Origin of the sequence: Streptomyces sp. NBC_00829 (genome assembly GCF_045161795.1) — a bacterium.
Lineage (GTDB): Bacteria > Actinomycetota > Actinomycetes > Streptomycetales > Streptomycetaceae > Streptomyces.
Genome location: NZ_CP108867.1, coordinates 8,311,156 through 8,323,633 on the forward strand (window position 1 = coordinate 8,311,156; position 12,478 = coordinate 8,323,633).

At 66.4% G+C, this 12,478-nt stretch carries 11 protein-coding genes and 3 pseudogenes; 7 read left to right on the plus strand and 7 right to left on the minus strand.

Features of this window, described 5'->3' with window-relative positions:
• The first annotated feature begins 5 nt into the window (after window positions 1-5).
• On the plus strand, window positions 6-251 hold the full coding sequence (locus OG293_RS37050; protein ID WP_406003124.1) for a hypothetical protein: 246 nt from the start codon (window positions 6-8) through the stop codon (window positions 249-251).
• 475 nt (window positions 252-726) lie between these two features.
• Window positions 727-893: pseudogene (locus OG293_RS37055) on the plus strand (cytochrome c biogenesis protein CcdA); the annotation flags it as partial.
• A 50-nt stretch (window positions 894-943) separates the two neighbouring features.
• Here the strand turns inward: OG293_RS37055 and OG293_RS37060 are convergent.
• From OG293_RS37060 to OG293_RS37070, 3 genes and pseudogenes are all read right to left on the minus strand, one after another.
• Window positions 944-1,036, minus strand: a pseudogene (locus tag OG293_RS37060) (IS5/IS1182 family transposase); the annotation flags it as partial.
• Window positions 1,037-1,145: 109 nt separating this feature from the next.
• Window positions 1,146-2,921: a reverse transcriptase domain-containing protein gene (locus OG293_RS37065; RefSeq protein WP_406003125.1), complete on the minus strand. Its 1,776-nt coding sequence runs from the start codon at window positions 2,919-2,921 to the stop codon at window positions 1,146-1,148.
• A 537-nt stretch (window positions 2,922-3,458) separates the two neighbouring features.
• Window positions 3,459-3,927, minus strand: a pseudogene (locus OG293_RS37070) (transposase); the annotation flags it as partial.
• A gap of 23 nt (window positions 3,928-3,950) precedes the next feature.
• Between OG293_RS37070 and OG293_RS37075 the strand changes: the two are divergent.
• Complete coding sequence (locus OG293_RS37075) at window positions 3,951-4,355, plus strand: tyrosine-type recombinase/integrase (protein WP_406003126.1); 405 nt, start codon at window positions 3,951-3,953, stop codon at window positions 4,353-4,355.
• A gap of 439 nt (window positions 4,356-4,794) precedes the next feature.
• Here the strand turns inward: OG293_RS37075 and OG293_RS37080 are convergent, their stop codons facing one another.
• From OG293_RS37080 to OG293_RS37090, 3 genes are all read right to left on the minus strand, one after another.
• On the minus strand, window positions 4,795-4,908 hold the full coding sequence (locus OG293_RS37080; protein WP_406003127.1) for a hypothetical protein: 114 nt from the start codon (window positions 4,906-4,908) through the stop codon (window positions 4,795-4,797).
• Window positions 4,909-4,971: 63 nt separating this feature from the next.
• A complete protein-coding gene (locus OG293_RS37085; protein ID WP_406003128.1) occupies window positions 4,972-5,925 on the minus strand; it encodes an ROK family protein in 954 nt (317 codons plus the stop codon).
• A 563-nt stretch (window positions 5,926-6,488) separates the two neighbouring features.
• Window positions 6,489-7,652 (minus strand): ROK family protein, encoded by a 1,164-nt coding sequence (locus OG293_RS37090; protein WP_406003129.1) that lies wholly within the window; start codon window positions 7,650-7,652, stop codon window positions 6,489-6,491.
• Between the two features lie 134 nt (window positions 7,653-7,786).
• On the opposite strand from OG293_RS37090, the gene OG293_RS37095 reads away from it, so the two are divergent.
• The 4 genes from OG293_RS37095 to OG293_RS37110 all read left to right on the plus strand — a co-directional run bounded on the left by OG293_RS37095 (window position 7,787) and on the right by OG293_RS37110 (window position 12,297).
• Window positions 7,787-9,085 (plus strand): ABC transporter substrate-binding protein, encoded by a 1,299-nt coding sequence (locus OG293_RS37095; protein WP_406003130.1) that lies wholly within the window; start codon window positions 7,787-7,789, stop codon window positions 9,083-9,085.
• Window positions 9,086-9,131: 46 nt separating this feature from the next.
• A complete protein-coding gene (locus OG293_RS37100; protein ID WP_406003131.1) occupies window positions 9,132-10,082 on the plus strand; it encodes a carbohydrate ABC transporter permease in 951 nt (316 codons plus the stop codon).
• The gene (locus OG293_RS37105) at window positions 10,079-10,912 is read left to right on the plus strand and encodes a carbohydrate ABC transporter permease (RefSeq protein WP_406003132.1); all 834 of its coding nucleotides are present in this window, start codon (window positions 10,079-10,081) and stop codon (window positions 10,910-10,912) included. Before OG293_RS37100 ends, OG293_RS37105 begins: the two co-directional genes overlap by 4 nt.
• 71 nt (window positions 10,913-10,983) lie before the next feature.
• The gene (locus tag OG293_RS37110; RefSeq protein WP_406003133.1) at window positions 10,984-12,297 is read left to right on the plus strand and encodes a Gfo/Idh/MocA family protein; all 1,314 of its coding nucleotides are present in this window, start codon (window positions 10,984-10,986) and stop codon (window positions 12,295-12,297) included.
• Between the two features lie 51 nt (window positions 12,298-12,348).
• Here OG293_RS37110 and OG293_RS37115 read toward each other — a convergent pair whose 3' ends face one another.
• Entirely contained in the window at window positions 12,349-12,477 is a 129-nt protein-coding gene (locus OG293_RS37115) for a hypothetical protein (RefSeq protein WP_406003134.1), read from the minus strand.
• Between the last annotated feature and the right edge of the window lies 1 nt (window position 12,478).

The window sequence follows — 12,478 nt, forward strand, 5'->3', positions numbered from 1 at the left end:
GTGGGGTGCATCTGGCGGAGATCTCGATCGCCCACAGCGAGTTCGCTGCCCTGACCCGGCGCTTCGAAGAGGTCGCGGAGAAGCACGACCGCGAGTTCGGGATCATCAAGTCCGACCTCACCTCGGTACGCCTCCAGATCGGCGACCTGGACCAGAAGGTCGAAGCCCTCAACAAGAAGATCGACCGGAACCAGGCCCAGATCATCGGGCTGCTCGCCCAGCTTGTCGGTCAGCGGCCCGACGTCGGCTGATTCCCCGGGCCTGGTGCCCGGTCCTAGCTGTACGCGCGACGGCCCCGAACCAATATGTGACGCTGCCGATACCTGCGGCCTCATCGACACGCGCCCCACCCCAAACAGCAACGTCGGCCTTCGAGACCACAACTGGGTCTCGAAGGCCGACGTCACGCCGCAGGCCCTATTCGCCAACAGCGTCCCAATATATGTCGGTTTCGGGCCGTCGCGCGTTTCGGGTTCCGTTTCCGGTGCGGAGGTGTTCCTGCGGGACCTGGACCAGGCTCCGCCATGCGGTGCGGACGTGTGCTTCGCTCTCGGTCCAGCGGATGGCCGATGGCTCCGGCAGGGGAAGCGCGGCCATGTAGTGGGCGATGTCGGTGAAGTAGGCGAAGCCGCCGGTGGCCGTGAGGGCGCGCAGGCGGTCGATGGTGGTGGCCAGGTCCTGGTCTTCGCCACGGGCCAGCGTGGTGGAAGGCGAGGGCGAGTTCCACGTAAAGCCCTCGGCACGTTCACTGGATCAAAGAACGAAACGCGTGGGTGATGCGCATCGGCGGAGCCATGATCATCACAACCGGCCTGCTGCTGCTCACCGGCGTATGGGACAGCATGATTCAGTCGATGCAAGTCTGGTCGAACGGCTTCGCCGTCAGCATCTGAGCTTGACGTTTTAAGAGGTCCTGACAAAGGCGTTGGACGTGTCGGTGGGTGATGAGGCAGGTGGCGAGGCCGAGGAAGGCTTCGTGGATGTCGTCGCGCCATTCCCAGCGGACGCGTAGGCGTCGGAAGCCGTGGAGCCAGGCGGTTGGGTCGGCCGCGCGGTGAGGTGCTCGCCGTGGGGCGAGTCCTGTTCCGCGCGGCCTCCCGCCGAACCGGACATGACGGTTTCCCGGTCATCCGGCTCTCCAGTGACTACGGCGTGAGTGATCGGGCTGGCCGTTCTGAATGGATACGGTCGTGGCAGACGTCGCAGGCCACGACCGTTTTGCGTCGTCGGTGAAGCATGACGCGTGCCCAGTCGGAAGGCTGCCATCCGGCATGTGCGAGGTCGGCGAGAGCACGGACGTGGTGCACTTGCACATTGCCCTTGCTTCCGCAGATCTCGCAGGTGTCCGCCAGGAGTCTCGCGATGAGTTCCTTCTGCGGATAGTCCACCCGCACCGGCTCGCGGTCGGCGAGTTCTGCCGCTCGCTGCCGTTGGAGGGGAATCCCACCGAACCGTGCCACCAGTGGTTTCCTGTTCTTCCGCTCGATGCGGGCCTCGAAGCACACCCGGGGCCCGTTGGGCGTGTCAATTCTGGCCTTGTGCTTGGCGGCCATCTTCGACACTGACGAACGGTGCTTGGCGGCAAGGGTCTTGAGCATGGACGTGACCCATTGCAGCCGGTGCAGCCGGAAGACATCTCCGGCGAGCAGGTAGTACTGGACAACGCCCCGGTAAACGGTCCCGAAGGTCGCCACGATCGCATGATCGCTGCTGTTGATCAGGGCTGTCTTCTTCGCGGGTTCTCCGCGGGCGAGATAGGGGGCGCACTTGGACTTGATCACGTCCTGAGGGACGCGGAGAGCGATCTGGCCGTTGATCCGACGGTAACGGCCGGTTTTCTTCGTGTCGTTGTGCTGGGTCGTGATCTCGTAGCCGAGAAACCTCGCTGCCCCGGTGCGGGCATGAGTGATCAGCGTCTTTTCCTGGGACAGCTCCAGCTTGAGTTCGTCGCGCAGGAACTGGTCCAGGCGTTGCTTGATCTGCTCGGCCTCGGCTTTCGGTCCGGTGAAACCGAGGAGGTGATCGTCCGCGTAGCGTATGTAGCGCAGTCTGCGGTATGCCGGATCGTCGGGATCCGCGCTCGGCAGGCTGACCATCCGCTGACGCAGCTTGCGGGCCTGGACCCGGTCGCCGCGCCGGCGGGCTTTCGCCAGCAGATTCTGCAACTCCAGGTAGGCCGGGTTTCGGGCCCGGCGCTTCCCTCGGGTGTAATCCGGAATCAGAACTGTCTCGATAAACTCATCCAGCTTGTGCAGGTAGATGTTGGACAAGATCGGGGAGGCCACTCCGCCTTGCGGCGCTCCGGAGAGCGTGGCACCCCATCTCCAGTCCTCCAGGTATCCGGCCTTGAGCATGTTGCGCACCAGCCGCAGAAACCGCTGGTCATGGATCTTCTCGCCGAGGATCGACAGCAGCACCTGATGGTCCAGGCTGCCGAAGCAGTCGGCAATGTCCCCTTCGATGAACCAGGACGTCCCGGTCCAGGTGTGGTCTACCTCCCGCAAAGCGGTATGGCAGCCACGGCGGGGACGAAACCCATGAGATCGGTCGGAGAGCGTTGGCTCGTAGTACGCCTCTAATAACAGGCGGATCACTTCACCGACGAGTTTGTCCGACCAGGTCGGCAGCCCCAACGGACGCATCTTCCCGTTCTTCTTCGGGATATGGATGCGCCGGACCGGCTTGAAGCGGTAGCGCTCGTGGCGTATCGCCTCGATGATCCGGTATATCTTCCGCTGCGACATGCCGTCCACGGTTTCCGACGTGACCCCGGGTGTCATCGCACCATGGTTGGCGTAGATCCGCCCGTAGGCCAGCAGATACAACTGCGGATTGAACAGCTGCCGAAACAGTTCATTGCACGGCAGGCCACGCCTGCCGCGTTCACGCAGGACACCCAGCACCGTTTTGGCGCTCTGCATTACGCATACCTCCCGACTCTGTGGTGTCCAAATCACCTGGCCCCCTTCGCCTGATGTGGACGGCTTTCCCGTCCTCCCTGACCGGTCGTTACTCCGGCGACTACTACGGGGCCTCCGTCGCCATAGGACTCGCATCCCGTAGGCGATCCCACGTTCGTCCCTGTCTGTACGTTCTAGCGCGACACAGGCGTCCCACTCATCTCCTTGAATGTCCTCGCTGGACATCGCTCCGAGCTCCGGAAGTGCACCGGACAACCTTCGAATCCAGGGCAGAGCACGGCGCCGGTTTCAGTCGTCTTTCCGACGGATGGGAACTTGCATCTTCTGGAGATTGGGCTTCAAACAATCCAGTCTTCGCCATATCGCGCGGGCCGCCCAGCACACCGTCTCTGACAACTGAGCCCGGTCACTGGTTTTCTGACATGCTGTTGTCCCCTTCACCTTTCGGATCCAGGTAAGTCATCCGGCCCAGAAACCTCCTTCCGAGTTCCTCCCGGCTGAGCCGGGGATACAAACAGAGCGCCTCGTGGCGCACTAGGTTCGCTCGACCGCCCAGTGTTTCGGAATCGGTTGAACCCCCTGGTACCGGGCGGGCGTTGGGTGATTTCCAGATCGATGCGGAGGGTGGCGGCGTGTTCGACGAAGCGCTGGCGGTAGCCGCCGTCGACCCGGACTTCGCGGATTGTGGGATGGTCCGCGGCGGTCTGCTCGAGCAGGCGTGTGCCGGCCACGGAGTCCTGCACGTGTCGCGGTGACGAGTACGGCCAGGGGCAGTCCGAGGGTGTCGGTGATGACGCTGCGTTTGCGGCACGATCTTCTTGCCGACGTCTTCTTGCCGACGTCGATGACCTGATTCGAGGCGGGCTCGCTGGTGGACGTCTTGACGCTCTGCGTCGATGACACACGCCAGCGGGCCTGCTTTCTGCTGCACTGATTCCCGCAGCATCCCGTTGACCTGTGCGAACACGCCGTCCTTCTGCCACTTGGCGAAGTAGCGGCAGACGGTTGCGTGTCGTCCCCTACTCGGCGTTGACCGGGGTTCTGCTGTCTGGCTATCTCACCCATCGGGCCACGATCAGCCGAGCCCGTGGGCCGCTGTTCTTGTCCGAGTCGCGCCGTAACTACGGCCAGCCGCTGACGCTTTGGACCTGGTCGAAGGTGATTCGGCGGGTTGGTCTCGCCGCCGACCTGCCGCGGTTCTCGACGCACACCACACGCCACCTGTGCTTGACAGACCTGGCCAGGATTGGGCTGGGAACTGCACGCCATCGCTCTTTCGCCGGGCACCGCAGCACCGAGTCGACGCTGACCTACATCCACCTGTCGGGCCGCGACCTGGCCGAGAAGCTGAACCGGGGCATGCAGCAGATCCATTCCTGGCGTGTGGACATGCTCACCCGTGCTGCTGATGCCTCTGAGGCGGTCGCCGAGTGACCGCACAACCGAGTACGGCAGCCACACCGCCGACAAGCACTCCGACCTGGGCACCGGTCATCGACCTTGCCCGCTATGACCGTCGCGGCCTGCTCACTGAGGCTGGGGCGGAAGCACTTCGGACACTCAGCATCGATCAGCTCCGGCACGACGGCCTCAGGCTCGACTCGCTGCCACTTCGGCCGGTGGCCCGGCTGGTGAGGCCGTTGGCAGACATCCTCACCGGTCTGCACTGGCCGCCTAACGACCATCATCAGCCGCCAAGCCGGCCGCGGTGATCTGCCAGATGCTGCTGCTGAACCGCAGCCCGCTGCTGGAGGACCTGTCCACCGAGGCCCTGGCCGCACTCCGCGGCCATCCCGCGATGAGCGGGCAGTGGGGCAAGGACATCTACGGCCTCCACCGGGCGGTCGCGGCACTCGGCCACGAGGATGGACAACTAGCCGGTCGCGCGGCCGGTCAGGCCGGTGACGACGATGTCGTGGCCGAGCACGTTGAGCACTCGGGCGACGTTGGTGCCTTTGCCGCCGACCTGCTGGGCGACCTGGTGCACGTGGTTGCCGCTGTGCCGGTGGGGTGGTGGTGAGGGTGACGGCGAGGACCAGTCGGCACCATCTCAGGGGCGGCTGTGGTTGCCCAGAAGGTCCTGGGCAAGCAGGGCGGAGCCGAGACAGCCTGCTTGGTGGCCGAGTTCGGCGGGGAGCAGTTGCGGCGCGTGCTGGAAGGTGAGCCGTTGGGTCAGGGCTGTGCGGAGTGGGGCGAAGAGGGTCTCGCCGGCTTTGGCCAGGCCGCCGCCGAGGATGATGCGTTCGGGGTCGAGCAGGGTGACGGTGGTGGCCAGTCCGTCGGCGAGTGCTTCGATGGCTTCGCCCCAGATTCTCGTGGCCTCTGGATCGCCCGCTTGGGCGCGGCGGTCGACTTCCTGGGCGGTGACGTGTGGCTCTCCGGTCGCGTGGGTGTATCGGCGGGCGATGGCGGAGGCGGAGGCGAGGGTTTCGAGGCAGCCGTGACTGCCGCAGGTGCAGGGGTCGCCTCCGGGGCGTACCACCAGGTGGCCGAGTTCCCCGGCGGAGCCGTGGGCGCCGGGCAGGGCTTGGCCGTCGGTCATGACAGCGGCGGCGATCCCGGTGCCGAGCGGGACGAAGAGGAAGCTGTGGCAGCCGCGGCCGGCGCCCAGGCGGGCCTCGGCGAGGCCACCGGCCCGGACGTCGTGTCCGAAGGCGACCGGGAGGTCCAGGTGCTTGGCGAGCGTGTGCCGCATCGGCACTTTGTGCCAGGCGAGGTTGGTGGAGTGGACCGCGATTCCTGCTGTCTCGTCAACGATGCCGGGAACGACGATGCCTACGGCTTCCGCGGGTCGGCCCGAGCGTGTGGCGAGACCGGCTAGTTCGTCGGCGCAGCGGAGGATCGTGTCGATCACGGCGTTCGGTCCGCGTTCGGCTCTGGTGAGCCATTGCTCGGAGTGCTGGACAGTGCCGTTGCCGGTGAACACGCCGCCCTTGATCTGGGTGCCGCCGACATCGAGGGCGATCACGGATCGGTCGACCGATGCTGCGGTTTGCTCGCTCATGGCCGGCTCGCGATCTCCTCGGTTACAGGGGTCATCAATTCCTCCTGCACCATCGCAGGCGTGCTCGAAGATGCTCATAACTTAGCTCTTTCACGCAGCTTCGTGCATCTACTGTCCAAAAACCGCTATCCAACTGGCCGGGCAAACCCGGGCGAAGGCCCCGCGGCCGAGATCGGGGGATCGGCTATCACGAGCGCCGCGCCTGCCCGATCGGCCATCGCGCGATCGACCCGGCCTCCAAGCAAGTGGTGGCACGGCGGAACCCGACGATGGATCCGGACCGGTGAGCGCGCGTCCTGCGTGCCGCAACACCGTCGCCCGATAATCCGCGACGCGCTCGGCGAACAGGTCGGCGACATCCGTACCCGCGCGGCTGTGCACGTGTCGCGAGGAGCTGGCACGTCCTCAGGCGTCTCACGAGTCGGGTCGTCAGCCAGGGCGGCGCGGATCCGTCCCACCACCTTCCGGGAGGAACTCATCAGCTCTCCGCTCCTCCGTCGGCGGAGCCCGTCGGTGTCGTCGTGCCGGTCGCACATCGCCGCGGCAGGCACTGCCGTCGGCGGTCAGGTGGAAGACGGAACGAGCCCGAACAGGCGCTCCTCCACCTGCTGAAGTCCGTGGCGCACTGCGCCGAGCGCGACGGACTCGTCGCCGAGGGTTGAGGCTTCGACATCCGGCGGGAACAGGCACAGATCCACCAGGTGTCTGCGGACAGGTTCGATGATGTCGTCGCCGGCCCGGGAGATGCCGCCGCCGACGATGACCAGCGACGGGTCGATGGTCATCGACATGACGGCGACGCCGGTGGCCAGGTCGCGGGCGAAGCTGTCGACGAATTCCCGGGCCCGTTCGTTGCCGTCGAGCAGGTCGCTGAAGACTCGCAGCGTCGCATCGCCCGTCGTGCTGTCGGGGACGTAGGACAGCATCCGGCGGTAGCTGTTCACCCAGTCCAGGAGGCCGAGGGTACCGATCTCCCCGGCCGCGCCCCGGCGGCCGCGGTAGGGCTTGCCGTCGATGATGACGGCCGCGCCCATGCGGTGGCCCGCGTGGATGTACACGAGGTCGGGCACGCCGGCGGCGACACCCCGCCACTGTTCGGCCAGGGCGGCCAGGCGCACGTCGTTCTCGGCGCGGATCGGCCCGTCGACCCTTCCGGGGCCCAGGATTCGGGCGAGTTCCTCCGCAAGGTTCAGCCCCGTCCACTGCGGCAGCGGGTTGGACAGCACGACCCGGCCCTCGGCGTCGATGATCCCCGGGGAGGCGATCACGGCTGCCAGCAGAGGGCTGTGGCCGGGAGAGGTTTCGGAGGCAGCCAGACATGCGGTGACGGCGTCGCCCATCGCAACCAGTCGCTCCTTGGCGGGCAGGGCCGGATCGACGTCGGTACGCACGACTGCCTTCACGGCGCCTCGCAGGTCCGCCACCGTCGCGAGGATCTTGTGCGCGCCGACGTCCACACCCAGCACCCGCCCCGCGCCGGCGTTGAACTCGTACCGCTTGGCCGGGCGCCCCGGCTGCCGAGCGGCGGTCGGGTCCGGCGGCGCGATCTCCGTCACCCAGCTCTGGGCCACGAGCTCGATCACACCTTCCTCGCAGGTCGGCCGGGACAAGCCCGTGGACCGGGCGAGCTCGGTAACCGTGTGGGCCCCGTGCTCGTACACCCTGCCCAGCATCGTCGCCAGGTTCCGTCTGCGCAGTGCCGACGGGTCCCCGCCCTTGATTCGCATCTGGCCTCTTCCTCGGTTCGGAGAATGTCGTTCGTCGCACGCCTTGACAACCACTTGGACGGCGGCGCTACCTTCTCCTCTCAGATGTTAAATAAATCTTGTTATCTATTCAAGCGCGATGGAAGGAGAGTTCCGTGAGACGCACGTTGCTATCCCTGGCCACCTCCGGACTGGCGGCAGGGTTGGTCCTGTCGGGCTGTACGGCCGGCGGCGGCAAGCCGTCGGGCAGCGGCAAGGAGGGGGACGTCACACTGACGTTCCTGACCTTCGAGACCCCGAACCTGACCGCGAAGTACTGGGACGACGCGATCGCCCGGGCCTCGGCGAAGGTGCCCGGCGTCACCATCAAGAAGATCGTCGCCCCCTCGGCGGACCGGGCCGGCTATGCCAAGCAGCTCGCCGCCTCCGGCCAACTGCCGGACATCATGATCGCGGTGTCGCCGAACGGCTTCGCGCAGGCCGGTCAGCTCGCGCCGTGGAGCGACGAGCAGCTTGCGGACTTCGTGTCTCCGCACTCCAACCCGATCGGCGGGAAGATCTACCAGCTCCCGTACAACACCCAGCCGACGCCGCTCGTTTACTACAACAAGGCCGACTTCGCCGCCGCCGGGATCGACGCCCCGCCGAAGACCTACCAGGACCTGCTGGACGCTTCCGCGAAGTTGAAGGCCAAGGGGATCAACCCGTTCGTGGTGGGCGGCGGCGGCAAGGACACCTGGGCCGATATGTATCCGCTGATCGGCGCGGTGGCCACCGACACCTACAAGCAGACCCCTGACTGGCTGACACAAAAGGCGAAGGGCTCGGTGAAGTTCACCGACCCGGCGTTCACCAAGGCCGCGGAGAAGATCTCAAGCCTGGCGAGGAAGGGCTACATCGACACCGCGGGGCTGTCCCGCTCCTACGCCGATGACGAACAGGCGTTCCGCGACAACAAGGGCGCGATGTACCCGATGGGCTCGTGGTTCGCCGCTTCTGCGGACGCCAAGAAGCCCGGCTTCGACGTCGGCGTGTTCGCCTGGCCCTCCGACGACGGCTCCCTGGTCGTCCCGGCCTACACCGGCGGTGGCATGTCCGTGTCCTCCAAGGCCGCCGACGTCACCCTGGCCCAGAAGTGGGCGCTGGCGTTCATGCTCGACAAGTCGTCGCTGGACGCTTCGGTCAAGGCCGACGGCTCGATCATCGCACTGAAGGACTACACACCGCCCACCGGCATGGGCCCCGTCTACAACGCGACCCTCGACGTGTACCAGCAGGCAGTCAAGCAGAACGCGATCGTCAACGCCTTCTCCATCGAGACCGGCGATGGCTCGCTGCCGGCCGGCGTCGCGGACAAGGCCGCCGCCGGAGTCGCTGACCTGATCAACGGCAAGAAGTCGGCGGCGGACTTCGGGGCGTTCCTCGACTCCGCGTGGGCCAAGGCCGACCAGTAGCCCGAATTCTCAGCACGCGAAACCCAGGAACGAGGAGAAGGCCGACATGACCGCGACACTCGTGCCCCGGGGCACCCACACCCGGGGCGCCCCGGATACCGGTCCAGCCAGGCGACGGTCCGCCCGCTGGTCCACGGCGTGGCACTTCCTGACCTTCGGCACACCCGGACTCGTCGTCTACCTCGTCTTCGTCCTGGTGCCGATAGGGATGACGGCCGGTACCAGCCTCACCAACCGCAACCCGGCCAACCCGCCGACCAGGTGGGTGGGCCTGCGGAACTACACCCGGCTGTTCTCCGACACCGACTTCACCGTCGCGTTGAAGAACACCGTAACCATCACCGTCATCGTGACGGTCGCCGCCAACGTCCTCGGCCTGCTGATCGCCCAGTTGCTCGACCGGCGTGGCTGGTTCTACAACGCGCTGCGCTCGGTGTTCTTCACCCCCGTCGTGCTGTCCTCGGTAGTGGTCTCGGTGATCTGGCAGGCGATCCTCACCGACGACGGCCTGCTGAACTCGACGCTGAAGAAGCTCGGCATGCACCACCCACCGGGCTGGCTGTCGGATGCGGACATCGCGCTGTACTCGGTGGCGTTCATCATCACCTGGCAGATGCTCGGGTTCTGCGTCGTCGTCTACCTGGCCGGCCTGGCCGGGGTCCCGGCCGAACTGCACGAGGCCGCCTCGATCGACGGTGCCGGAACGTGGTCGCGCTTTCGGAACGTCACCTGGCCGATGCTGGCGTCGGCGCTGACGATCAACACGGTCATGCTGCTGATCACCGGGTTCAAGGCCTACGACCAGATCCAGGTCATCACCAACGGAGGCCCGGGCAACGGCACCACCTCCACGGTCGCCTTCCAGGTCGTGCAGACCACGTTCACCGGCAACCACATCGGGTACGGCGCGGCGATGGCCACCGTCATGCTCGGCATCATCGCCGTGATCTCGGTCGTCGTGCTCCGCATCCTGCAGCGGCGGGAGGTCAGCCTGTGAGCGGCTCCCAGCGTTCTTCCTGGTTCCGGCCGGTCGCGGCGCTGTTCGTCACAACCCTGTTCTTCCTCCCGCTCTACCTGGTCCTGGTCAACGTGTTCAAACGGGGCTCGGACATCACCACGGACCCCGTGAGCCTGCCGATCCCGCCGACGCTGTCCTCGATCGACCAGGTGGTGTCCCGTCCGGACCACCTGTTCTGGTTCGGCCTGGTCAACAGCGTCGAGGTGACCGCCCTGTCCATCACTATGCTGACGATCGTCTCCGCCATGCTCGGCCACTATCTGGCCCGGGCCAACGGCGTCTGGGCCAAAGCGGTGCTGGCGACCCTGCTCTGTGGATTGATGATCCCGCCCTCGGTGATCCTGGAACCGGTGACCGAGGTGCTGCGCGCGCTCGGGCTCATGACCACGATCCCGGGCCTGGTGCTGGTCAACGTCGGCTACTACGTGCCCTTCGGCGTGTTTGTCTTCATGGGCTTCGTCAAGAACATCCCGATCGAACTGGAGGAAGCCGCTTCCCTGGATGGCGCCGGGCGATTCCGGATCTTCTGGATGGTTGTGTTCCCGCTGCTGCGGCCGGCCTCCGCGTCCGTCCTCATCTTCCTCGGTGTCTGGATCTGGAACGACTTCCTCAACCCCCTCATCATCCTGGGCCCGGCGAACGGCACCACCGTCACCGTCGGGATCTACCGCGCGATCGGGGAGCACCAGTCGGACTTCGGGGCGGTCTTCGCGCTGATGTTCCTGGCCACACTCCCGATCCTCGTCCTCTACCTGGCATTTCAGCGCCACTTCGTCAAGGGTCTGACCGGCGGGGCGACCAAAGGATGACGCCACCTGCCTCCGTCTCGGTCCCGTGTCGACCAGATACCTCAACGGGAGTAGTTGTGAACTTTGCCGCTGTGCCGGCCAGTAGCGCACATGACTCGGCGCCGTTCCTCACCGGGGACTTGGCCACGCCGCTCGGCCGTCCGCTGTCGCTGGCGGTCCTCGGCGCGGGTGCCCGCGGCTCGGCCTACGCCGACCTGGCCGCCAAGCGTCCCGAGCGGGCCCGGGTGGTGGCCGTCGCCGAACCCCGCGAGGTCGTCCGCACGGCGTTCGCCGCCAAGCACGATCTCACCGATGAGTACTGCTTCGCCGACTGGCGTGAACTGCTCGATCGCCCGCGGCTGGCCGATGTCGCGATCGTCGCGGTCCAGGACGCCGACCACGTCGAGGCGGCCGTCGCACTGGCGGACCTGGGCTATCAGCTGCTGCTGGAGAAGCCGATGGCCACCACTGAGAAGGGTTGTGATGCCATCGCCGAGGCTGTGCGGCGCAACGGCACAGCACTGGCCCTGTCGCATGTCATGCGTTACACCCCCTACACCGTCGCGCTGAAGCAGATCCTTCTGGAAGGCGCGATCGGTGACATCGTCTCCGTGCAGCATCTGGAGCCGATCGGCTACTACCACTTCGCCCACTCATTCGTCCGCGGCAACTGGCGGCGTGAGGACCAGTCGTCGTCACTGCTGCTGGCCAAGGCATGCCACGACATCGACTGGCTCTGCGACGTCGTCGGCCAACCGGTCCGGCGGGTGTCGTCTTTCGGGTCGCTCACCCACTTCCGTGCCGAATCCGCCCCCGACGGCGCCACCGACCGCTGCGTCACCTGCCCACTGGAATCCTCGTGTGCCTTTTCGGCCCCCCGCCTCTATCAGGGAGGGCTGCGCAAGGGCGGCACCAAGCAGTACTTCACCCGGATCACGACGGCCGGGGAGCTGACCGAAGCGGCCGTGACCGAGGCGCTGGCCGAAGGGCCGTACGGCCGCTGCGTCTACCACAGCGACAACGACGTCCCGGACCACCAGGTGGTGAACCTGGAGTTCGACAATGCCGTGACCGCATCGTTCGTCCTCACCGCGTTCACTCCGCTGGAGAACCGGCACACGAAGATCTTCGGCACCCGCGGGCAGCTCACCGGGGACGGCCGCCGCATCGAGGTCTACGACTTCCTCACCGAACGCGCCACCGTCGTGGACACCTCCCTCGACGGCTCCTCGGCGGCTGAAGGCCATGCCGGTGGCGACGAGGCGATGTTCAACGCCTACGTCGACGCTCTACAGGACGGCCGCCCCGAACTGATCGTCTCCGGGATCGACGCCAGCCTGGCCAGCCACCGCGTGGTGTTCGCCGCCGAGCGGGCCCGGCACGCCGGGACGGTCGTCGAGCTCTGAGCGCCGGCAGGTCCTGAAAAGTGTCCGGGCACGTCCGCCACTACGGAGGGACTACGTACGGCGCCCGTCGCGATGCGCTCCGAGCAGGACGGGGCCGTCGAGGTTCCGAGCGCGGCGGGTGAGCACCACCGCACCACGGCTCGTGAAGATCACATCCTCGTCCGAGGAAGGACGCATCACG